Source organism: Nitrosomonas sp. Nm84, from assembly GCF_003201565.1.
In the GTDB taxonomy this organism is placed as follows: Bacteria; Pseudomonadota; Gammaproteobacteria; order Burkholderiales; family Nitrosomonadaceae; genus Nitrosomonas.
In genome coordinates this window covers 127,338-150,552 of record NZ_QJJP01000003.1, presented here as the reverse complement: position 1 = coordinate 150,552, position 23,215 = coordinate 127,338, and the positions used below count along the sequence as shown (strand labels likewise).

General features: G+C 46.9%; 16 protein-coding genes. 9 read left to right on the top strand and 7 right to left on the bottom strand.

Features of this window, described 5'->3' with window-relative positions; all coding sequences use genetic code 11:
• The first annotated feature begins 50 nt into the window (after nt 1-50).
• Nucleotides 51-233 carry a hypothetical protein gene (locus tag C8R34_RS03015; protein WP_375342110.1) on the top strand — a complete coding sequence of 61 codons (183 nt, stop codon included), beginning with the start codon at nt 51-53 and terminating at the stop codon, nt 231-233.
• Between the two features lie 94 nt (nt 234-327).
• Here C8R34_RS03015 and C8R34_RS03010 read toward each other — a convergent pair whose 3' ends face one another.
• A complete protein-coding gene (locus C8R34_RS03010; RefSeq protein ID WP_110337708.1) occupies nt 328-1,743 on the bottom strand; it encodes a TAXI family TRAP transporter solute-binding subunit in 1,416 nt (471 codons plus the stop codon).
• A gap of 1,190 nt (nt 1,744-2,933) precedes the next feature.
• Here C8R34_RS03010 and C8R34_RS03000 point away from each other — a divergent pair.
• From C8R34_RS03000 to galU, 7 genes are all read left to right on the top strand, one after another.
• A complete protein-coding gene (locus tag C8R34_RS03000; RefSeq protein WP_110337706.1) occupies nt 2,934-3,305 on the top strand; it encodes a hypothetical protein in 372 nt (123 codons plus the stop codon).
• 494 nt (nt 3,306-3,799) lie between these two features.
• On the top strand, nt 3,800-5,401 hold the full coding sequence (locus C8R34_RS02995) for an alginate export family protein (protein ID WP_110337704.1): 1,602 nt from the start codon (nt 3,800-3,802) through the stop codon (nt 5,399-5,401).
• A 289-nt stretch (nt 5,402-5,690) separates the two neighbouring features.
• Complete coding sequence (gene cysD, locus C8R34_RS02990; protein WP_110337702.1) at nt 5,691-6,587, top strand: sulfate adenylyltransferase subunit CysD; 897 nt, start codon at nt 5,691-5,693, stop codon at nt 6,585-6,587.
• A complete protein-coding gene (gene cysN, locus C8R34_RS02985; protein ID WP_110337700.1) occupies nt 6,587-8,497 on the top strand; it encodes a sulfate adenylyltransferase subunit CysN in 1,911 nt (636 codons plus the stop codon). Before cysD ends, cysN begins: the two co-directional genes overlap by 1 nt.
• Before the next feature lie 73 nt (nt 8,498-8,570).
• Nucleotides 8,571-9,530, top strand: a complete 960-nt coding sequence (locus tag C8R34_RS02980) for an acetyltransferase (RefSeq protein ID WP_110337698.1) — start codon at nt 8,571-8,573, stop codon at nt 9,528-9,530.
• 78 nt (nt 9,531-9,608) lie between these two features.
• Nucleotides 9,609-10,643: a UDP-glucose 4-epimerase GalE gene (gene galE / locus C8R34_RS02975; RefSeq protein ID WP_110337696.1), complete on the top strand. Its 1,035-nt coding sequence runs from the start codon at nt 9,609-9,611 to the stop codon at nt 10,641-10,643.
• Nucleotides 10,644-10,721: 78 nt separating this feature from the next.
• Nucleotides 10,722-11,597 carry a UTP--glucose-1-phosphate uridylyltransferase GalU gene (gene galU, locus C8R34_RS02970; RefSeq protein WP_110337693.1) on the top strand — a complete coding sequence of 292 codons (876 nt, stop codon included), beginning with the start codon at nt 10,722-10,724 and terminating at the stop codon, nt 11,595-11,597.
• A 169-nt stretch (nt 11,598-11,766) separates the two neighbouring features.
• Here galU and C8R34_RS02965 read toward each other — a convergent pair whose 3' ends face one another.
• The 4 genes from C8R34_RS02965 to C8R34_RS02950 all read right to left on the bottom strand — a co-directional run bounded on the left by C8R34_RS02965 (nt 11,767) and on the right by C8R34_RS02950 (nt 20,023).
• On the bottom strand, nt 11,767-14,700 hold the full coding sequence (locus C8R34_RS02965) for an aconitate hydratase (protein WP_110337691.1): 2,934 nt from the start codon (nt 14,698-14,700) through the stop codon (nt 11,767-11,769).
• A gap of 81 nt (nt 14,701-14,781) precedes the next feature.
• A complete protein-coding gene (locus C8R34_RS02960) occupies nt 14,782-14,991 on the bottom strand; it encodes a hypothetical protein (RefSeq protein ID WP_110337689.1) in 210 nt (69 codons plus the stop codon).
• A 20-nt stretch (nt 14,992-15,011) separates the two neighbouring features.
• Nucleotides 15,012-18,521, bottom strand: a complete 3,510-nt coding sequence (dnaE, locus tag C8R34_RS02955) for a DNA polymerase III subunit alpha (RefSeq protein ID WP_110337687.1) — start codon at nt 18,519-18,521, stop codon at nt 15,012-15,014.
• Between the two features lie 539 nt (nt 18,522-19,060).
• Entirely contained in the window at nt 19,061-20,023 is a 963-nt protein-coding gene (locus C8R34_RS02950) for a methyltransferase domain-containing protein (RefSeq protein ID WP_110337685.1), read from the bottom strand.
• Between the two features lie 184 nt (nt 20,024-20,207).
• On the opposite strand from C8R34_RS02950, the gene C8R34_RS02945 reads away from it, so the two are divergent.
• The gene (locus C8R34_RS02945; RefSeq protein ID WP_258364327.1) at nt 20,208-21,503 is read left to right on the top strand and encodes a DUF2130 domain-containing protein; all 1,296 of its coding nucleotides are present in this window, start codon (nt 20,208-20,210) and stop codon (nt 21,501-21,503) included.
• A 23-nt stretch (nt 21,504-21,526) separates the two neighbouring features.
• Here C8R34_RS02945 and C8R34_RS02940 read toward each other — a convergent pair whose 3' ends face one another.
• Both C8R34_RS02940 and C8R34_RS02935 read right to left on the bottom strand, forming a co-directional pair.
• Complete coding sequence (locus tag C8R34_RS02940; protein ID WP_110337683.1) at nt 21,527-22,711, bottom strand: iron-containing alcohol dehydrogenase; 1,185 nt, start codon at nt 22,709-22,711, stop codon at nt 21,527-21,529.
• Nucleotides 22,711-23,013: an antibiotic biosynthesis monooxygenase gene (locus C8R34_RS02935; protein ID WP_110337681.1), complete on the bottom strand. Its 303-nt coding sequence runs from the start codon at nt 23,011-23,013 to the stop codon at nt 22,711-22,713. Before C8R34_RS02935 ends, C8R34_RS02940 begins: the two co-directional genes overlap by 1 nt.
• Between the last annotated feature and the right edge of the window lie 202 nt (nt 23,014-23,215).

The window sequence follows — 23,215 nt, the reverse complement described above, 5'->3', positions numbered from 1 at the left end:
CAAATCGCATGCCTCGGATTTGAGAACTTGTGACCCAGGGAGTGTATGACGTGGCATATATGAAACCGGAAGAAATCGTCGAAAATATGTTGCAGGCAGGCGCCAAGAAAGCGTGTTTGCCAGTTAAACAGCTACTGATCCGCGGCTTTCTGGCGGGTGCTTTTTTCGGTTATGCCACCACGTTGGCTATCCTGGCGGCAACACAGACGGGGTGGGTGTTGATACCGATTTAAAATTGAACATCTGTGCCGATTGAAAACTGACTAGGTGAATAAGCGTGTAGACTCCATTTTTGACAACGCATCTCAAAATTCTGTATATCTTATTTTAGAGTTTGTACGCTTTTATATAATCCTCAATATAATTGAATTCTTCGTATGTGATCTTCTTATGCCGCATAAGCCGCAGTGCGACACGTCGGAACTTCTGAAGATGTGTATCAAGTAGCGTCGATTTTGTTGAATCTCCAAGTATTTGCGCATGCTCCGTGATCAAATCAATGGTTGTTTGGAATCGATACATGCGATAGCCTTTGACGAATTCAATTAACATGACATAGAAAGCGTAGATCACTGAGAAATAAGCGCCAATGCCCGTTAGCATGGCTATATCCAGGAAAAATGGTGGGTTATGAGTAAAAAAGCGGCGAGCACCATCATGAATTGGATAAAATAAGTCCTTTGAGGGATCATTATCAATAATGCGTGCTGAATTGAGAGGCACATCCCAGAGGAGGTCCTGGATATGCACAGCTATTTTCTTTGTTATTTCGTAAGCTTCGTAATCTCTGAGTGCAGTTGATGCCACCAGAACGGTATGAGTGCCAATGGTTTCGACCTCACTCTGAACATTCGTATAAACTGCGGGCGGAATTTGCAGTGATTCAAGGTATGGGAAGAGTGTTCGCAAGCTCTCGGTTTTTGCGATAGGCAATAGCTGGAACTCACTACCTTGTTGTAGAAGGGATTTTAAAACTTCGTTATGGAGTCCGGCTAGAAAGAAAGCGACGTCGAACTCCCCATCGACAAGTGCTTGTGCAGCTTGATTGAAATTCAACGCATGGCCTTTCCGATCAATATTCAGGCCAAAATGTTCCACGATTAATTGGGTAACAGAATACGTCGAACTTCCGTCTCCGCCAAGATAGGCCTTAGTACCGGATGGAATTTCTTGAAGATCATTGAGTTTCAGCTTTGAACGTACGATTACATGGAGAGGGGATTTATATAAATTCAGCAATACACGGACTTTCTTGGTTTCTCCCGTATTCTCCGTATTTGCTTGAATCTGTTTTGAACCTGATGAGCAATACGAAAACGAGGTCGAGTTTCCGATAAAACCATCCTCAGCAAACCCAAGGTGAGCCACACCAGCATTTATCTGCGCATTGGTATCAAGACCTCCACAAGATGGGCGCAACTCAAAATTAGGCACGATATTGATGTGGAGCAGTTGTTCAATCGATTCCGGCGCTTCAAGGATTGATTGGATTCGGGGAGCTATATAAGCTGTTGTGCTCCCCACCGGTCCCGTGAGAAGAACATACTGTGTGTGAGTGCGGTTGATCAGCAAGATCCCAGCAGTAATGAGAGGTATAAGTAGTACAAAAATCAACACAAAACTTACAACTCTCAGAATTGGTCGGTGAAAAAGTGTCATGTGTCGTAATTTGATGATACGACGTTCCATTTGCCTGACGTATTTGTACAGTTTGGAAAAACTTCCTGGCAATTCATCACTCATATTGTTATCACTCTTTAACTAATCTATCAACTGCATGAATAAGTTAACAAAATAGCGAATTAGATCGTCAATTTTATTAGCTTTTGCGCGTTATTCCTGACAGTCGCATACCTTTCAAAATTTCTATTCCAATTGATAATTAATCCAATCAATTTCATGCTTTATTAAAAAGCCGAATAAACGTGTCGTGCGGTATGAACGCGACAATCTCTGGCCTTATGTTACACAAGATCTGTAAAGAATCCGGTTTAAATTAGCTCAAATCCGCCCAATAGCATTATTTTACAGTCTGAGAAATATCGATTCTATTTTATCCTATCGATAGTTCTATAGCGGATGGGAAAATATCAACAATAAAAAACCCGCTACAAGGGAGGGTTGGTCGATTAATTCCGGTTTGGTGATATTGTATTTCAAGCTGGCAATCATGATTATTTTCTCGCTCATGCATTTCCTGGACTTGTTTGTTTAATCACTCTACGATGGAAATGCGGTTATACCCGCATACCATCAGAGCGTAGTGCGTGTACCGTACTACCCGACAAGTTCGAGTTCCATCATTTGATTCAGTAATGCCACAGTAGACCCATATGTTCTTCCTATTAGTTTTTATTCACAGGCCGTCGAAAAACTATCTACGTTGCTGCTATGGTATTAAAACAGGCTCAGGATATTCATTTACTACACGAAATTACCGCCCGGTAAAACGGCAGGTCTAGTAAAATCGAGAGCGGGGCGAGTGACGAGTGACGAGTGACGAGTGTAGACATTGTTTCTCCTTCGGATTATGTAAAAGATTGGGGGAGTGTAACTATGTGACGCGGGAAATTTGATAAGATTTTTGCATAAAAGGTCAGAAAAAATAGTGCGAGCTTGGTTTCAATCAGAAAAGATTCATTGCTGACGACATTGCATCCAGTTTGACAATTTATTGAAGAAAGTAGCTGAAATCTGGCAATGACTCAGGGCTGCCTTATGTTATAAAGATCTGAATATCGTCAGCTCATGATAAAAACTGTTAATATTCGCGAGCTCCTGTCCACTAGGTAGATGCTTTGCGCAGACTTTGGTACAACGCAGCATAATTCATTGTTATTGGGATAGAAGATAAAGTATTATTGAAGTACGAGCAAACCATTATATACAAAGTAGATTTATCAGAACCGGCTACACTGCAAATGACTTCCCCCATGAATAACAGATTATTTATTACCTCAATAGTGATAGTAGCAATCTTACTGCTGCACGGATGTGGAGCGGTGCGAGAAAACCGAATCAGGCAAGAAGTGCTGGCGGATGCCAATATGTCGGCTGAAATACGCAAAGCCATCGATCAGAAAGAGTTGGTTGCTGGTATGACAAAAGAGCAAGTCATTGCCTCCTGGGGACTTCCTTGTAAATGGTGCTATGGAACGCGCAAGAGCCCAAGTGGAGATACCTGGGAATACGTTCTTTTTGGATCTAATTTACCGATTAATGGATCTGATATTATCGGTATCGGAAAGGGAATTTATTTGTTCTTTGATAGTAATGGAACACTTAAGCACTGGTCCAATCAATAAAAATTCACTAGTAGGTCGTTGAAAAACGTTTTCGAGGCAGCCGATACAAGGCAAAAACAGGCGAGAAAGCGCAGTTTATGCGTAATAAATGAGGATTTTGAGCTTGTTTTTAACACCGTAGCGGCAACGCAGATAGTTCTTCAACGGCCTGCTAGAGAGTGGTAACAACGTGTCTCAAGCCAGTCCAGTAAGAATATCTATAGATCCTGGGCAAGGAAGGCGAGAATCGTGGCGTTTACTGTCTGATTCCAGGATGTAAGTACAGATTACTATTTCATCGACAAATAAAATTCGAAGTGCTGCTATAAAGAATCATGTTACCCAATCGTTATCAAGTTGTTTTTGATAGCACATCTATAGAAAACTCCCTATGTATCAGGATCCTATTTAGGAGAGAGTGTTGATATATATTAAAAATTAAGTGCGCAGTAAAACAGCCAAAATTGCTTGAATGACTCAACCGGAACACCGGAGAGTTTGCTTAGGAGAATGACGTGAAGTTTCTGTGGTTCTTGTTACACATTGTGGTGTTGAGTGCATTTACTGCTCATTCCGCCAAGTCTCAAATGATGGAATCGGGTGTCACTCGAACAGTGCAAGCAGAGGCACTGGATGCAAAAAAAGCAGTGGGAGGCGCGTCATCAGATTCCGCCAAATCGTTACCTGCCATCGTGCCGGAAGCCAACAAGCAATCGACGAGCTATTATCGACGTTCTGATAGCTATGCTACCAATCCGGAATCAGATCCGCCACGGTATGTACGTCGGTTAAGCGATATCGGTGTGAAGGCATTTAAGGATATCACCTGGTTGGATGTCGGCTTTGAATGGCGCACACGTTACGAGCATCGCCATAACGATATACGGTATGTCGAAGGTGGGAATAATGATCCTTTTTTTCTGCGTTCGCGCGCTTGGCTGGGGATAAGAGATATTCTCGATCCTTTCCGTTTTGCTGTGGAATTTCAAGATTCGCGGGTATATAACAATAGACACGCAATCACTGATCAGGAAAGAAATGAATACGACCTGATCAATGCGTATGGCGAGTTATATTTCAAAAATGCACTGGGCGCGGATGATCGCGATCAGAATCGTCCGATTCGTTTTCGCGTAGGACGTATGGCTTATGAAACAACAGACCGGCGTTTTATTGCGCGTAACGAATGGCGCAACACCACTAATTCATTTGAAGGCTTTCGTCTGAATATAGGTCGAGAAGCCAATGATTGGGAAGTTGAAATGTTTGGTATGCAACCGGTTCGGCGCTTGCAAACCAGATTCGATGAAGCCAATGATCATTTGTGGGTTTTTGGTACAATCGGTTATTGGCGTAGGTGGTCTGATATCATCACGATACAGCCGTACTACATGGGTCAAAAGCAAACGGCCGACCCCAATGGTTTTACTGCAACCAACAAACTGGATCGGGAAATTCATATGCCAGGGTTTCGCGCCTATGGCAAAGTTGGAAATATTCTGGATTTTGATGCCAGTTTCAATTATCAACTCGGTTATAGCGGTACCCAACGTCAAGATGCCTATGGCTATACTGCCGAAGTAGGTCGAACTTTCAATCACCCGTGGAAACCTCGGGTTATGGGTTTTTACGGTTATGCCACCGGTGACCGCAACCCTAATGACAATGTCGATAATCGCTTTGATCGTTTTTTTGGTTTTGCACGGCCCTGGTCGGCAGACCATTATATGGTTTATGAGAATATCGAGACCCCAAAAGTCAGATTTGACCTTCAGCCAACGCAGAAGCTAGGTTTTGAAGCCACATACGCTTGGTTTTGGTTGGCCAGCAGTACCGATCGCATGTTCGATATCCTCAACGGCAATATTAGTAATACTCTGCCGGATCCCGGATTTAATCGGGATAAAACTGGACAAAGCGGCGATCATGCAGGTAGTGCATTTGAAGGACGCATTCGCTATCAAGTCACACCCAGAATTAGCACGATATTGGGCTACACCCATTTCTTTGCTGGGGAATTTGTAAAAAAACGAATAGCGGCACAGCCAACCCATATTGATCAACGTTCGGGCAATACCGATTTTTTATACTTTGAGGTGTTGATTAGCCTTTTGTGATTATAAATCAATATATTTTGTGTGTGGCGCGGTAATTGCTAGCGAATTGAATGAATGTTGTGCCTTACAGGAGACATGGAATTAATCTATAATGTGCTAAGAATCAAGTCCTAATTTATATATTTAACCTACTAAAATTACACAATTCTAACGGATTATAAGTTACGCCCTCCGATGTAATAAAAATTAAAGATTGCAGCAATAAAATAGCTTATTTCGCAATTTTAAGAATCCGAAATTGTATTAACATAACCCTGCTAAGTTCTAATAATTAAGGAAATTATTGACAATGTTGACACATTTACAACGCCTTGAAGCGGAAAGTATACAAATCATGCGGGAGGTTGTTGCGGAGTGCGAGCATCCGGTGATGCTCTATTCCATCGGCAAAGATAGTGCAGTGATGCTGCATCTTGCAGTCAAGGCATTTTATCCTTCAAAACCGCCTTTTCCACTACTGCATGTTGACACAACATGGAAATTCAGAGAAATGATTGAATTTCGTGACGTGATGGCAAAAAAACTTGGGCTGGATCTAATTGTGCACATTAATCCTGAAGGAGTTGCAAAGGGAATTAATCCATTTACGCATGGCTCCGCAGTTCATACGGATATCTGGAAAACAGAAGGCCTGAAACAGGCGCTGGATAAATATGGTTTTGATGTGGCATTCGGCGGCGCACGTCGGGATGAAGAGAAATCGCGCGCTAAGGAACGCATTTTTTCAATCCGCTCGGCGCAGCATCGATGGGACCCCAAATTGCAGCGTCCTGAACTGTGGCGTTTGTATAACACGCGTAAAAATAAAGGCGAAAGTATTCGGGTGTTTCCTTTATCGAATTGGACCGAGCTCGATATTTGGCAATATATCTACCTGAATAATATTCCCATCGTACCGCTGTATTTTGCCAAAGAACGTCCTGTTGTAGAACGCGATGGCACATTGATTATGGTGGATGACGATCGTTTGCCGATGCACAAAGGCGAAGTTCCGATGATGAAGAAAGTACGCTTTCGCACACTGGGTTGTTATCCATTAACCGGGGCGATTGAGAGTGAGGCGAGCTCTTTGACGGCCATCATTCAAGAAATGCTGCTGACAAAAACATCCGAGCGACAAGGTCGATTGATCGATCATGATTCCACAGGTTCGATGGAGAAAAAGAAACAGGAGGGGTACTTCTAATGGCACATGTATCTGATTTGATCGCCGAAGATATTGAGTTGTACTTAAAGACTCATGAGAATAAGAGCTTATTGCGTTTTATCACCTGCGGCAGTGTTGATGATGGAAAAAGTACACTGATCGGACGCATGCTGTATGAATCTAAGATGTTGTTTGAAGATCAACTGGCTCAGTTGGAAGTAGACTCCAAGAAAGTGGGTACGCAAGCAGGTGATCTCGATTTCGCACTTTTGGTGGATGGGCTTTCGGCAGAGCGCGAGCAAGGCATTACCATTGATGTGGCGTATCGTTTTTTTTCGACGGATAAACGTAAATTTATCGTAGCGGATACGCCGGGGCATGAACAATATACGCGTAATATGATCACCGGCGCTTCAACCGCCGATGTTGCGATTATTTTGATCGATGCGCGTAAAGGTGTATTGACGCAGACTCGGCGGCATAGCTATTTGGTCTCATTGATTGGAATTCGGCATGTGGTACTGGCGATCAATAAGCTGGATATGGTGGCGTACTCTGAAGAGATTTATAATCAGATTGATCGAGATTATCGTATCTTTGCTAAAGAAGTAGGTCTGCAGAATATCGTAACAATTCCGATGTCCGCTCTGAAAGGCGATAATATTACCGCACTGAGTGCGAACACGCCCTGGTATCATGGGGTAACGTTGATGGGGCATCTGGAGAATGTTCAAGTTGAGGATGTAGGGGAGGAACCTGGGGTTTTTCGTATGCCTGTGCAATGGGTCAATCGCCCCAATTTAGATTTTCGCGGTTATTCCGGTATCGTTGTTCGTGGCAACATCAGACCTGGTGATCCTGTTCGAGTTCTGCCCGCAGGTAAGGAAAGTCGTGTTGCACGCATCGTAACCAGCGATGGAGATCTTAAGCAAGCAATTTCAGGGCAATCCATCACACTGACGCTGACTGATGAAATCGATATCAGTCGGGGTGATATTCTTGCAGCGACTGATTCACCGCCGAGTGTGGCTGATCAATTCGAAGCGACCATCGTATGGATGTCCGATGAGCCGATGCTTCCCGGTAGACCTTATTTAATGAAGATTGGAACGAGAACGGTAACAGCCAATGTTTCAATGCTGAAATATAAGGTGAACGTCAATACACTCGAACATGTTGCTGTCACGAAACTGGAACTCAATGAAATCGGGATTTGTAATCTGAGTTCCGATCAGTTGCTTGCGTTTGATCCCTACAAAGAAGATCGTGATACCGGTGGTTTTATCATGATTGATCGTTTGACCAATAATACGGTTGGTGCCGGCATGCTGCATTTTGCTTTACGCCGGTCGCAAAATATTCATTGGCAGGCCATCAATATCAATAAACAGGCACATGCCGCCATTAAAGGACAGAAACCTTTCATACTTTGGTTTACCGGATTATCCGGTAGCGGTAAATCGACCATTGCCAATCTGGTTGAGAAGAAGCTCTATTCGCTGGGTAAACACACCTATCTGCTGGATGGCGATAATGTGCGCCACGGTCTTAATAAGGATCTCGGCTTTACCGATACTGACCGGGTTGAAAATATTCGCCGCATTGCCGAAGTTGCCAAATTGATGGTTGATGCGGGACAAATCGTTCTAGTATCGTTTATTTCACCATTTCGTTCTGAACGAAGGATGGCACGGGAGCTGGTAGAGCAGGGTGAATTCTTTGAAATATTCATCGATACACCGATTCACGTGGCGGAAGAACGCGATCCCAAAGGGTTATACAAAAAAATGCGCCGCGGGGAGTTAAAAAACTTTACCGGCATTGATTCACCTTATGAGACGCCAGAGAATGCGGAAGTTCACATTAATACCATGACGCAAACTCCGGAGCAGGCTGTTGAGCAGATTATCAACCATCTCACGAATGCCGGCGCACTGGGTCAGCCTTGATGTCGGTATGTGCCAATGACATGAAGGATCTCGATTAGCCAATATCCACGAATAAATCACTCATCCTATCAATATGAATCATTATTATGTATTTAATGGCGATGCAGATGGATTATGTGCATTGCATCAGCTGAGGTTGGCAGATCCAGCAACTGCCAGTCTGGTTACCGGAGTCAAGCGCGATATCAAGTTGCTAGATCGGGTAGAAGCGCATGCGGGAGACCGGGTGACGGTACTGGATATTTCTTTGGACAGCAATCGCAAAGGATTAATGCGCTTGCTGGAAGCCGGTGTCATCGTTGAATATTTTGATCATCATCATGCCGGAGAAATACCGCAACATCACAATCTGACCACGCATATCGATCTGTCGGCAGACGTATGCACCAGTCTTCTGGTTGATCAACATCTGAAGGGAAGGTTTCATTTATGGGCAATTACGGCTGCTTTTGGCGATAATCTCATACAAAAAGCCCGACAGCTTGCAAGCTCGGCAGGGCTCACGGAAGTGGAAATAGAACAGCTTGCGTGTCTGGGTGAATACCTGAATTACAACGGTTACGGTGATAGTGTGGCGGATCTGCATTTTCATCCGGAAGATTTGTACGAAGAAATAAAGCCTTATACCAGTCCCTTCGATTTCATCGCCCAGTCGACTGCTTTTACCAGGCTTGCTGCGGGGTTTAAAGATGATATGAATCATGCGAACTCATTACAACCATTGGTAAGTGACGATCACGGCGCCGCTTATTTATTGCCGGATGCACCCTGGGCAAGACGTGTCAGTGGTATTTTTGCCAACAAATTAGCCAATGAGAATCCAAAACGCGCACATGCGGTGATTACGCGCAATCAGAGTGGAAACTACACGGTGAGTGTGCGAGCTTCATTGGTAAACCCACAGGGAGCTGATGTGTTGTGCTTGCAATTTGATACCGGTGGAGGGCGTAAGGCCGCAGCGGGAATCAATCATTTACCCATCGATTCTCTTGATTATTTTGTGACGAATTTTAAGCAGCATTTTCACGATTAATTTGGCAGAACTCTCAAAGTTTGAGCGAATTTCAAAGCAATTGAATCGATCTACCTTTCCTTACCGAGGCTTATAACGATGATTCTTGTTACTGGTGGTGCCGGTTATATTGGATCGCATACGTGTGTTGAATTGCTGAATGCGGGCTTTAATGTGACAGTCTTTGATAATTTCTGTAACAGTAATCCTGAAGCACTGGCGCGCGTAGAGCAAATTACCGGTAAGAAACTGGAATTGATACAAGGTGATTGCCGTGATCGTGCTGCCCTGGTAGCTGCGCTTAAGCAAAGCCAAGCCATTGCTGTCATTCACTTTGCCGGTCTTAAAGCGGTAGGCGAATCGGTTGAGCAACCACTTTGGTATTACGACAATAATGTGGTGGGTACGTTGCGCCTACTGGAGGCCATGCAGGAATGCAGTGTTAAAACGCTGGTGTTCAGTTCTTCTGCGACTGTTTATGGTGATCCGGTGCAGTTGCCATTGACAGAAAATCATCCACTTTCACCTACCAGCCCGTACGGACGTAGCAAGTTGATGATCGAGGAGATACTGCGTGATCTGCAACATAGCGATCATTCATTCCGCATCAGCATATTGCGTTACTTCAACCCTGTAGGTGCGCATCCCAGCGGATTGATCGGCGAAGATCCGCAAGGAGTGCCAAATAATTTAATGCCTTTTGTAGCGCAAGTTGCGGTAGGACGACGAGAAGCGCTGAACGTATGGGGCAATGATTATCCTACCCCGGATGGCACTGGCGTACGAGATTATATTCATGTGGTTGACTTAGCACTCGGACATCTCAAAGCATTGGAAGCACTAAAAGCTTCACAGGATGCACAAGCTAACAAATATGCAGGTTGCCTGACTGTAAATCTGGGGACTGGCCGGGGCTATAGTGTTTTGGATGTCGTACATGCTTATGAGCAAGCGAGCAAGCGGTCTATTCCATGCCAGATTGCACCCAGGCGTTCCGGTGATATTGCGTGCTTTTATGCTGATCCAGGGCGTGCTTTCGAGTTGATGGGGTGGCAAGCAAAACTTGGATTGGAAGAGATGTGTGCGAGTAGCTGGCATTGGCAGAGTACCAATCCCAAGGGTTATCAAAGTTGATCGGGATTATTCTTCCTGATTTATCAGTAACTGCATGAAGTCTGATCATAATACATTCACAATTAAGGAGAGCTTCAAATGAAAGCGATACGAAAAGCTGTTTTTCCTGTTGCTGGATTGGGAACGCGTTTTTTGCCGGCGACCAAGGCCAATCCAAAGGAAATGCTTCCCATCGTTGATAAGCCGCTGATTCAGTTTGCCGCAGAAGAAGCCGTGGCCGCAGGAATTGATGTATTAATTTTCATTATAGGGCGTAACAAGAGTTCAATTCCCGATCACTTTGATAAAGCCTTTGAACTGGAGGCAAATCTGGAAGCAGGCGATAAACAGGAAATGCTCGACATTGTTCGTAATATTCTGCCATCGCATATTGATTGCGTGTATATCCGACAAGCAGAGGCGCTGGGACTTGGGCATGCCGTTTTATGTGCACAATCCGTTGTGGGCGATGAGCCTTTTGCAGTATTGCTAGCCGACGATTTGATCGATGCCGGTGAAAGAACCTGTTTGAACCAAATGGTCGATGTTTATAGTCACCATCATTGCTCGGTGCTGGGAATCGAGCAGGTGCCTCATGAGACAGTCAATCGATACGGCATTATCGATGGCTCACCGACGGCTGAGCGTTTGTCCAAGGTCAATGCGATTGTTGAGAAACCCGCCATTGATAAAGCGCCTTCCAATCTGGCTGTGGTCGGTCGCTATATCCTGACGCCGCGCATTTTCAGGCTTCTGGAGCAAACACAACGCGGCGCCGGCAATGAAATTCAACTTACCGATGCAATCGCAAAGCTGTTAAAAGAAGAAACAGTACTCGGCTATGAATTTGAAGGCAAACGTTTCGATTGTGGTAGTAAATCCGGTTATTTAAAGGCGACTGTGGAATTTGCTTTACAACATCCGGATCTAAAAAAAGAGTTTGAAGAATACTTGCACGATTTAATAAAGAGTTAAACATGCTGAGAAATGTAACGAAATAAATCCCAATAGAATTGGATGAATAAGACAACAGCTAATTAGCAAAATAGCTGTTGTTGTTTGTTACAGATGACTGATGCGTTTTGACCCACTTGAGCCTGTTTTTAACACGGTAGCGACAACGCAGATCGTTTTTCAAAGCCTGTTAATGATTCATGAGTTCTCTAAGTACATAAGGCAAAATGCCGCCACTCCGGTAATAATCGACCTCGATGGCGGTATCAATGCGGCAGAGCAGCTGAACCGATTTGCTGGTGCCGTCTTTCCTTCGAATGACCAAGGTGACATCTTTTTGTGGTTGGATGTTATCCAAATCCATAATGTCAAACCGCTCGTTACCTTGAATACCCAATGAATTAACGTTGTCGTTATCTTTAAATTGTAATGGCAGCACACCCATGCCGAGCAGATTGCTGCGGTGTATGCGTTCAAAACTAACTGCAATGACCGCCTTGACGCCCAGTAACTGTGTTCCCTTGGCAGCCCAGTCGCGACTGGAGCCGGTGCCATATTCCTTACCGCCAAAAACAACGGTGGGAATACCATGTGATTGGTATTGCATGGCGGCATCATAAATGCTCATTTGCACAGGCTCAGCATCGGTGGCACCTTGATATAACGTGACACCGCCTTCACTACCGGGAATCATGAGATTCTTGATGCGAACATTGGCAAATGTGCCGCGCATCATCACTTCATGGTTGCCTCGACGGGCACCGTAGCTATTAAAATCGGTTTTGGCGACATCATGATCCAGCAGATAACGTCCAGCCGGCGAAGTATCCTTGATGGAGCCAGCCGGACTGATATGGTCGGTTGTAACAGAATCACCAAAAATGCCCAGTGCGTAGGCATTTTGGATGCTAATCGTACCATTGGAAGCCGCCGGCTGCAGTGAAAAATCCTGGAAAAAAGGCGGTTCCGCGATATACGTGGATTGCGGCCAATTGTAAGTTTGTCCGGTGACGGAAGTGACATCATTCCACAGTTGATAATCCTTGGTCAGGTTGCTGTAGAGTTGCCGGTAAGTGTCTGCGTTGGTGGCAAATTTCAGCAGTGCATGGATTTCTGCGCTGCTGGGCCAGACATCTTTAAGCCACACAGGCTGATTATTTTTGCCGATACCTAAAGGCTCGCTGGTAAGATCTTTTAAAATACTGCCCGCGATGGCATAGGCGACAACCAGCGGCGGTGAGGCTAAGAAATTGGCGCGAATATTCGGGTGAATGCGGGCTTCGAAATTGCGATTTCCTGACAGTACAGCCGCACAAACCAAGTCATTCTTAACAATAGCCTCTTCAATTGGGTCCGCCAGTGGCCCTGCATTGCCGATGCATGTCGTGCATCCATAACCGGCCACATCAAAACCAAGTTGATCAAGATAGGGCAGCAGTCCCGTGACGGTCAGATAATCGGTGACCACACGCGAACCGGGCGCCAGCGATGTTTTGATATAGTGTTTCACCGACAATCCTTTTTCAACCGCTTTTTTGGCCAATAATCCTGCCGCGAGGAGAACGCTTGGATTGGATGTGTTGGTGCAGGACGTAATGGCAGCAATCAATACATCACCATGACCCAAATTAATGTGGGAGCTGCTTTCATCAACGGGTAAATCAATGGCGTGAGGTGTCGGGCGATTACTGGTCATTTCCGTGATGTTGCGCGAGACCATGCGTCGTTCTGCCGGCGCAGTTTTTTTCGCTGGCCGATTATTGTTCGTCGCAGGTGCAGCATTGTGCGGGCCGGACGGTGATCGTCGATTTTCATCGATATTGTCAGGACCGATGTGCGTGCAAACATCAGGATCCTGAGTATGGATATCACGCGTCAAATAGCGTTGATTGATATCATCATCATGTTTCCCATAGCCGCTTTCCGTGACAGGCTTATTAAAGAGTTCAGTGAACTTGGATTGGATTGCAGCGAGTTCAATGCGGTCCTGTGGGCGCTTGGGGCCTGCCAATGACGTTGTGACTGAGCCTAAATCAAGCGCTAGCTCGCGGGTGTAATTAATATCTCCCTGGCGTGGAATGCCATACATCCCCTGCGCTTTGAAATAAGCCTGGAATGCGGTAATTTCTTCCTGGCTACGCCCCGTACCTCTGAAATATTCAATGGTGACGTCATCAACCGGAAAGAAACCCATGGTTGCGCCATATTCAGGCGCCATATTGGCAATCGTGGCGCGATCAGGTAATGTCAGCGAAGCCGTTCCTTCCCCGAAAAACTCAACGAATTTGCCGACCACATTGGCTTTGCGCAGCATTTCGGTGATCGTTAAAACCAGGTCCGTTGCGGTGACGCCCTCACGTAGGTGACCGGTCAAGTTGACACCCACGACATCGGGTGTCAGGAAATAAACCGGCTGCCCCAGCATGCCGGCCTCAGCCTCAATGCCGCCAACACCCCAACCGACGACACCGATACCGTTAATCATCGTGGTATGCGAGTCGGTGCCTACCAAAGTATCAGGAAAGACTATTCCATCCTTATGATGTACGCCCCGGGCAAGATATTCGAGGTTGACCTGATGTATGATACCAATTCCAGGCGGTATCACTTTGAACGTGTCAAAGGCTTGCATTCCCCATTTAATAAATTGATAGCGTTCGTTATTACGGGAAAATTCGATTTCCATGTTGCGCTCCAGCGCATCTTCCGTTCCGTAATAATCAATCTGAATAGAATGATCAACGACCAGATCAACCGGTACCAATGGTTCTATCCGCTTAGGATCTTTTCCCAGTTTTACCGCTGCACTGCGCATGGCAGCCAGATCCACCAGCAGCGGTACACCGGTGAAATCCTGCAAAACGATGCGCGAAACGACAAACGGTATTTCGTCGACTCTATCGGCGTTGGGCTGCCAATTTGCCAATTGCCGGATATGCGCTTCGGTAATCTTTTTGTCGTCATAATTGCGTAGAACTGATTCTAATATGATTCGAATCGAAACCGGCAGACAGGAAATCTTGCCAACCCCACTTTTTTCCAACGCCGGAAGCGAATAGTATTTCGCGCTGTTGCCCGGTGCAATGGATAATTCATGCAGGCTATTGAATAGATTGTGGTTCATGGTAATGTTCCTGAAGAAAAGTGCAGATTAGCGGATAAATACATTGTCTTGCCGCTAATATATATTTTTGAGCGAACAAAGTCACGCTTGGGTTTGGCAATTGAGCGCTATCAATTTATTGTGTGTTAAGTGAATGGGTATGCTTGCATCATGAGCTATTTGTGACACACTCTTGGCATAATACATGACGTCTCTCGATGCCTTGGCAATGAAGGCAGCATCTCCATTAGCCTCCTCAAGACACGTTTCAAGATACGCTGCCATCATTAGATCGTCTAGATGGCGTGTCATATGACGTCAAATGTGATCAATCAATAAACGATCTCAATATTTTCAGTTTTAAAATGCGCAGTTAACGATTGCAGCAAATCATCATGCAGATTCACCCGCCAGTCGTTCCCCAATTCCAGCTCGCCGCTGGCAGAGTCATTGTGATAGATAAGTGTCACCGGGCAGGCTGGGAGATTATTACCGGATTTTTGCGTTTGGCTGGTGAAGGGTGCCAGTAATGTTTTGAGGCTGGAAACCTGGTCGAGGGTAGAGGGATTGCAATGAATTCTGATTTGCTTGGCAAAGCGCGAGCGTATTCCGGCGAAATCGTAGAGCTGCTCGGCGGTAATTCGTAATTCGTCGCTTTCTTCGCCACCGTATCCACGGTTGCTGACTTTCGCTTCTGCGATCAGAAGCTGATCTTCTTTTAACCATGCACGATTGGCATCGAACAATTCGCTGAAAATAACCAGCTCGACGCGCGCTTTGCCATCGTCCAGATTGATGACACCCATTCTACCGCGGCGCGTCATTTGGACCCGAATGGAATGAATGATTCCGGCGAGCAGTTGCGGTTCGCGGTTTGGGTACAACTGATCCAAGCGGGTGCGGATGAAGCGCTTCAGTTCTACGGCGTAGGTATCAAAAGGGTGTCCGCTGAAATAGTAGCCCAGGCTGATTTTCTCATGGCGCAGTTTTTCCCGGTCAGACCATACATTCGCAGGAATCAGTTGTGGTTGCATGTGCGACTGATCCTCAGCTTCGCCGAATAAATTGGCCTGACTGACGGATTGACTGATTTGTTCGGCGGATTCTATCGCCAAACCGACAGAAGCCAGCAGGCTGGCGCGGTTAGGATTAATGGCGTCAAATGCGCCGACGCGGATCAATGATTCCATCACGCGGCGATTGGCGATGCGCCGGTCGACTCGGTTACAGAAATCGAATAAATCAGTAAAAGGTCCCATTTGTTCGCGCACGGCGATGATCGAGCTGATTGCGGATTCCCCGGTGCCTTTCACCGCACCGAGACCGAAACGGATGGTTTGGTTATCGACCGGGATGAAACGGTAGCCGGAGTGATTGATATCGGGAGGCAGAATCGTCAAGCCGTTGGCGTTGCTATCTTCAACAAAAATATGCACTTTGTCGGTGTCGTCCATGTCGGCGGACAAACACGCGGCCATAAATTCAGACGGGTAGTGCGCTTTCAGATAGGCCGTTTGAAACGCGATCAGCGCATATGCGGCGGCATGAGATTTGTTGAAGCCGTAGCCCGCAAATTTTTCCATTAGACCGAACAGTTCGGTGGCCTGATTCTTACCCAAGCCATTGTTAATCGCACCGGCAACGAAGATATCGCGTTGTTGCGCCATTTCTTCGACTTTCTTCTTGCCCATGGCACGGCGCAATAAATCGGCACTGCCGAGGCTGTAGCCGCCGATCACCTGCGCAATCTGCATGACTTGTTCCTGATAAATCATGATGCCATACGTTGGACCCAATATCGGTTCCAGGCGCGGATCCAGATATTCAATCATTTTCTTGCCATGCTTGCGGTCGATGAATTCCGGAATCAGATCCATCGGGCCGGGACGATATAGCGCTACTAAGGCGATGATATCCTCAAAACAATCGGGTTTTGCTTTCTGTAATAAATCGATCATGCCGCGCGATTCAAACTGAAAAATGCCGACTGCATTGCCTTTGCGCATCAATGCGTAGGTGAGTGCATCGTCAAGCGGCAGCGTCTCCAGCGAGAAAAGTTGCGCAGCTGGATCGGTTTTAGTAGCAGGCTTGGCGTTTTGACGCGATTGGCGGATATAGCCGACAGCGCGATCCAAGGTGGTCAGCGTGCGCAGCCCCAGAAAGTCGAATTTTACCAGACCGATTTTCTCGACATCGTCCTTGTCTAGTTGGCTGACAACCGAATCAGCCGATTCCGTGCAGTAGATCGGACAAAAATCGGTGATTTCACTGGAGGCGATGAGCACGCCGCCGGCATGCATGCCGATATTGCGCGTGATGCCTTCGAGGCTTTCCGCCAGTTCCAGCAAATTGCGCACATCTTCTTCAGCTTCCGCACGCTGATTGAGTTGTGGTTCGAGCTGGCGCGCTTTTTTTAACGTCATGCCGAGTTCAAACGGTACCAGTTTGGCCAACTGGTCGACAAAGTTGTACGGCAAATCCAGCACCCGGCCGATATCGCGGATCACCGCCTTGGCCGCCATTGTGCCGAAGGTGGCGATTTGCGAGACTTTTCCCGTGCCATAACGTTGCTTGACGTATTCGATCACCAATTCGCGCCGATCCTGGCAGAAATCGATGTCAAAATCGGGCATGGATATGCGTTCGGGATTTAGAAAGCGTTCAAACAATAAATCGTAACGCAGCGGGTCGAGATCGGTGATTCCCAATGAATACGCCACCAGTGAGCCAGCACCGGAGCCGCGCCCAGGTCCCACCGGCACATTGTTGTGCTTGGCCCAGTTGATAAAATCAGCGACGATCAAAAAATACCCGGCAAATCCCATCTGGATGATGGTGTTCACTTCAAACTCGAGGCGAGATTGGTATTGGTGCAGTTTGCCAGTGCGTATCTCGACATCCGGAAACAGTTGCAACATGCGCTGCTCCAGTCCTGCTGCAGCCTGATCGCGCAAATATTGCTCTAAACTCTCGTTATTGGGTGTGGGAAACAGCGGAAGCCGGTTCACGCCCAATTCCAGCGTCAGGTTGCAGCGTTTGGCAATTTCTATGGTATTCGTTAATGCACTGGGAATATCGGCAAACAATTGCGCCATTTCCGCTTGGGTTTTGAAATACTGCTGTTCGGTAAAACTTTTGGGACGACGCTTGTCTCCCAGAATATACCCTTCGGCGATACAGACACGCGCTTCATGTGCGCGGTATTCGTCAGCATTCAGATATTGCACCGCTTGCGTGGCGACAACGGGTAGATCAAATTTCTGGGCGAGCACCAGCGATTGTTGTACCAGCATGGCTTCATGCGCATGGCCATCGCGCTGGATTTCAATATAAAAGCGATCGGGAAACAGGTCAGCCCACTTTTGCGCTTGAGTTTCAGCTTGCTGCAGATTGTTTTGCAAAATGGCTGATCCGATATCGCCCAAGCGGGCACCTGATAACGCGATGAGTCCTTGCGATCCCCATTCAGCAGGCTGTAGCCAGGATGGTTTGATTTCTGCTCTGCCATGATGTTGATTTTCACGATAGGCGCGTGATAGCAGGCGGGATAACAACAAATAACCGGCGTGGGATTGGCATAGCAGCAGCAGCCGGATCGGCTTGTTGCGGTCAGATTCATTGGCGATCCAGACATCGCACCCGAGAATCGGTTTGATGCCGTTTTTATTGGCAGTTTGATAGAATTTTACCAGACCAAACAAATTGGCAAGATCGGTTAACGCGAGTGCGGGCATTTGATCTGCCACCGCTTTTGCAACCACTTCGGGAATACGGATCGTGCCGTCCAGAATGGAATATTCGCTGTGCAAGCGTAAATGAATAAAAGCAGGATGGGTTGGCATGATGTGACAATTCGAGTCTGCGGTAACTCTGTAATTTATACAATCGAGCGCTATTCTACATGATGTTGAAACCACTTCCTGCCGGTTCTTTGGAGAAAACGCGCAGGTATATGCGTTCGGCGCCGATGCCGTGTATGGTTGTCTCGAAAACGTTTTTCAACGAATGAAATGGATTCTCCTTCCAGTGGTCTCAAATGCGCCATATTGAAAGTTGGAAAATCGATCAATCAAAAAGAGAATCCATGCAGCTCTTGCTGGAGCCATGTGAAATTAAACAGAAGGTGCTTCATATGAAACTGAAACAAATACGCAAAGTATCAAAAAGCGAAGCGCATCGTACCTAAGTTGTTCGATGCAATTGATATGCAGTAATTCAGATTAGGCTGGCTTCACTGATTCCGTGTATTCATTGAGTGTGGTTTGTTCGGTGCGTGCGCGCTTACGAGCGGCTTCAATCGCGCTTAAGGTAATTTTTCATCGGTTGACCTCGTTTGATATAGTGTACACAGAGGCGATGTACACTATTCGTGATGAATGGATCAGTAATGGTGCATTTGAGGGGTGTTTGACTGAGACTCTGCTGTGCTATTTAAAGCTTCGAGTGCCAATTCCAAGACTGGAATCTGCTTATTGACAAGGCAAACTTCCAATGAATCCGACAGTGCGCTAAGCGGTGCGCCGCCTTGGTAACTAAAACGTATGGAAATATGGTCGCCTTTGGAAACGGCGATTGGTGCGGCTAACGGAACAATGATATATTGCGTATGCCAATCGACGATGTTGCAGGTATGCATATTAATGGCCAGTATATTTTTGGTGATGAGCCGTAACGCATTGAGTTGACCATGCTCGGTAATGAGAATTTCTCCGTCCCATTGGCAGGTTTGGTCAAATGGTTCAGCATAAGACAGCAATTGAAATATCTCAGGATCGCCGAGGTTTTTACTTCTTTCCTGAATGGCGCAGGGATCTTGAAATAAAATTGTCGGTGCATAAAACCCTTCAAAATGGAAATCTTGCTGTATCGGCTGAATGGCTTGAATACTGGCTTCCGGCACAAAGACAGGCAATGGGTCGCCAAATCTTTCCAAGTAGCGTTTTTTAAACGAATCGATAACAGGCATCTGTTTTTCACGTAACAAGCCGGTGTGCAACATTTCGCAGATCACGACATCGACTGGCTCTGGTGGTAGGTAATGCAGCGCATCAGCCTGAATCACTTCAACTTTGTCTCCGTTGGTGTTCTGCGCGAGGAGACTGCGTGCAGCATTGACTAGTTCCGGGTTGCGCTCGACACAATAAACCTTTTGCGCTTTTTGCGCGGCAAAAAACGATTGCACGCCGGTACCGCCACCAAGCTCCAGAACCTTGGCGCCGGGCTTGACCACCCAGTCAATCGCTTCTTTAAAGCCTTGCATACGGATAGTGTCGTTCAACATATTGTGATGGTAATGCAGCGGAATGAATTGACCGAGCTCCAAACTCTCAAATTTATTTTGCATAGGGACTCCTGAATGTTGAGTACTGCCGGTTTATAATGAATGACTAACAATGGCAACAGCAATGATCATGCCAATTGATGGCAAGGCTTGTGCTGGCTGTGTTGGCGCTTTCTTTACTTGATTTTTTATCACGGAGAAGCGGTCATACCGGCAAATATTGCCGCATTAATTGAATGGAAAAATTGTGATAACAGAACCAACGATTACTTGTTCGAACTGTAAAACGGAAATCAAACTGACTGAATCATTGGCGGCACCGCTGATTGAATCCACACGCAGGCAGTTTGAGCAGCGGCTGGCGCAGAAAGACAGCGAGATCATTCAGCGCGAACAAGCCATGCGCGACAAGGAAAAGCAATTAACAGAAGATAAGCGCAAGCTCGACGATCAGGTTGCCAGTCAGGTAGCGGAGCAGTTGAAAGCGGAGCGTGCGCGAGTGATTGCGGAAGAGTCTCGCAAAGCCAAGTTGGCCAGTGCTGCCGAGCTGGAAAATAAGGCACGTGAACTGACCGAATTACAGGAAGTGCTTAAATCCCGCGATGAAAAATTAGCTGAAGCGCAAAAGGCGCAAGCCGAGCTGATCAAGAAACAACGCGAACTCGACGATGCCAGGCGTGAACTGGAACTCACGGTAGAAAAGCGGGTGCAGGACGGATTGACCGAAGTTCGTGTGCTTGCCAGGAAAGAAGCCGAGGATGAACAGAAACTCAAAGTGATGGAGAAAGAGCAAACCATTGCTGCGATGCAGAAGCAGATAGAGGATCTTAAACGCAGAGCCGAGCAGGGCTCGCAGCAACTACAAGGAGAAGTGCAGGAACTGGAACTGGAAAACCTGTTGCGCATGAAATTTCCTTTTGATGCGATCGAACCGGTACCCAAAGGTGAGTACGGCGGGGATGTACTGCACCGAGTGGTCGGTGCAGGTGGTCAGGCCGGTGGCACTATTTTGTGGGAATTCAAGCGTACCAAGAACTGGAGCGATCCCTGGCTGGTAAAACTGCGCGATGATCAGCGCACTGCAAAAGCGGAAATCGCCGTGATCGTGAGTCAAGTATTGCCAAAAGGCGTTGAGACCTTTGAATTGATCGAGGGCGTCTGGGTCACACACCCCCGTGTCGCCTTGCCGGTGGCCATGATTCTGCGTCAATCCTTGCTGGAAGTCGCTGTGGCGCGCCAATCCTCGGAAGGCCAGCAAACCAAGACAGAAATGGTCTACCAATACCTCACCGGCCCACGTTTCCGTCAACGCGTGGAAGCGATTGTCGAGGCGTTTTCTACCATGCAGGAAGATCTCGATAAAGAGCGCAAAGTCATCATGAAACAATGGGCCAAGCGCGAAGAACAAATTGAGCGGGTGATGACGGCGACCGTCGGCATGTACGGCGATTTACAGGGAATTGCGGGGAAATCGTTGCAGCAGATCGATGGACTGGAATTTCCCGCGTTGGAAAATGCGAACAGCAAGCACATAAAGGAATGAGCGATGCCAGTCACAAATTATTGCTACAAACGCTCAAGCAAGATCTGCCTGATTTCTTCATCGTCCAGTACGATGGGATTGGTTTTTATGCTGCTGCCGCGGCAATTGGCGATGACTTTATCCAATGCGATTTCTTGCAAACCGTAATGCGATAGGCGCGGTAGTGCAAGTTCTGTGGTCCAGTCCACTAACAGATCGACTAATGCATTGAAAGCCGCTTGCGGATCAATAAAGCGTTTTTGGCAGAGAATCTCGGCGACATGCAAGTATTTTGCCAGCGCTTGGTTGTTAGGTTCCCGCGCCAACATGCTGCGAATGTTGATGCGGGTGGCCGATGCGACCAGGGTGCCGCATACCGCGCCGTGTGGAATCGGGTAAAAAGCGCCCAATGGAGATGCCAGGCCGTGCACCGAGCCCAAACCCACTTGCGCCAGTGTGATACCGGACAGCAGTGCGGCGTAGGCCATTTTTTCGCGGTGTTCTTGCAATTGTCCGTCCTGGCGGTAGAGCGGAATCAATGCATCCCGGACGGCTTGCAAGCCGCTGATCGCCAGTGCGTCGGTGAATGCATTGGATTTGGTGGAAACATAGGATTCCAGCAATTGCGTCAATGCATCCATGCCATTGGCGGCAATTACGCTGGGCGGACAGCTGTGCAATAAATCCGGATCGACAATAGCGTACTCGGCCACCAGTTTATCGTGGCGGAAAGATTTCTTAAAGCCGTGTTCTCCTTGGATGCTCAGTACCGCATTCTTGGTTGCCTCGCTGCCGGTGCCGGCGGTCGTCGGCACCGCGATAAACGGGGTAGCAGGGCCTGCGTAGGGCAATTCCGGTCCGACGCCTTCCAGGTAATCCATCACGGAATGTTGTACTTTCAATAACCCCGCAATTGCTTTGGCGGCATCCAGTGCGCTGCCCCCACCGATGCCGACTACGGCGTCAAATGATTGATCTGCGTAGGTCTTGACGAGATTATCCACCACAACGGGGGAGGGTTCTTCGGTAATCGTACAAAGTTGCCAGCTGATTCCGCGTTGTTTGAGTTGATCAACGAATGACTGCCAATGCTCGGTACCGGTGAATGAGCGGGCGCCTGTTACCAATAAAATGCAGGAGCCATATCCCGCAATAATATCCGGCAGTTTTTTTAAGGCACCCGTGCCAAATTCGATGCGCGGTAATCGCGCGATGGAGAAATTAAACATCAGTCGGCAACTTTCGGGAACAATCCGTGATAGGGGACACCATACCGGGATTCGGCCATCCAATCCGCCACGGTATCCCGCCATGCCAGGTAATGTGCGGTTTGTTTATGGGCGGCAGCGTCCTGTTGGGTTTTGTAGGCTTCGTAAAATACAAATTTTGCCGGATCATCTGCGGATTGCAGAATATCAAAACGAACATTACCGGGTTCGCGGATGGAGCTTTCGTGATTCAACCGGCAGGCTTCCTTGAATGCTTCGATTTTCTCCGGTTTGACAAAAGCATAGACGATGGTTACATGCATGATTCTATCTCCTCATGTAATTTGTCAGAGCATATAAAGCGGTATTTTACTACCAAATGCAACGCTTATTACTCAGCTCAGATTTTTTGTTGCGGGGAGAATGTCTACATGATTCTCGGTTTCTTTTTATTAAAATTCGTAGCGAATTTGATTATTACTTTATACCGTAGCCATATAGTCGGTAGTGCAGGGCTTAAGTGCT

Excerpts from the sequence above, each read along its gene's own strand:
- dnaE (WP_110337687.1), bottom strand. The coding sequence starts at position 18,521 with ATGCCAACCCATCCTGCTTTTATTCATTTACGCTTGCACAGCGAATAT.
- C8R34_RS02980 (WP_110337698.1), top strand. The coding sequence starts at position 8,571 with ATGAATCATTATTATGTATTTAATGGCGATGCAGATGGATTATGTGCA.
- C8R34_RS03010 (WP_110337708.1), bottom strand. The coding sequence starts at position 1,743 with ATGAGTGATGAATTGCCAGGAAGTTTTTCCAAACTGTACAAATACGTC.
- galE (WP_110337696.1), top strand. The coding sequence starts at position 9,609 with ATGATTCTTGTTACTGGTGGTGCCGGTTATATTGGATCGCATACGTGT.
- C8R34_RS02965 (WP_110337691.1), bottom strand. The coding sequence starts at position 14,700 with ATGAACCACAATCTATTCAATAGCCTGCATGAATTATCCATTGCACCG.
- C8R34_RS02950 (WP_110337685.1), bottom strand. The coding sequence starts at position 20,023 with ATGCAAAATAAATTTGAGAGTTTGGAGCTCGGTCAATTCATTCCGCTG.
- galU (WP_110337693.1), top strand. The coding sequence starts at position 10,722 with ATGAAAGCGATACGAAAAGCTGTTTTTCCTGTTGCTGGATTGGGAACG.
- C8R34_RS02940 (WP_110337683.1), bottom strand. The coding sequence starts at position 22,711 with ATGTTTAATTTCTCCATCGCGCGATTACCGCGCATCGAATTTGGCACG.
- cysN (WP_110337700.1), top strand. The coding sequence starts at position 6,587 with ATGGCACATGTATCTGATTTGATCGCCGAAGATATTGAGTTGTACTTA.
- C8R34_RS03000 (WP_110337706.1), top strand. The coding sequence starts at position 2,934 with ATGAATAACAGATTATTTATTACCTCAATAGTGATAGTAGCAATCTTA.
- cysD (WP_110337702.1), top strand. The coding sequence starts at position 5,691 with ATGTTGACACATTTACAACGCCTTGAAGCGGAAAGTATACAAATCATG.
- C8R34_RS02935 (WP_110337681.1), bottom strand. The coding sequence starts at position 23,013 with ATGCATGTAACCATCGTCTATGCTTTTGTCAAACCGGAGAAAATCGAA.
- C8R34_RS02960 (WP_110337689.1), bottom strand. The coding sequence starts at position 14,991 with ATGACACGCCATCTAGACGATCTAATGATGGCAGCGTATCTTGAAACG.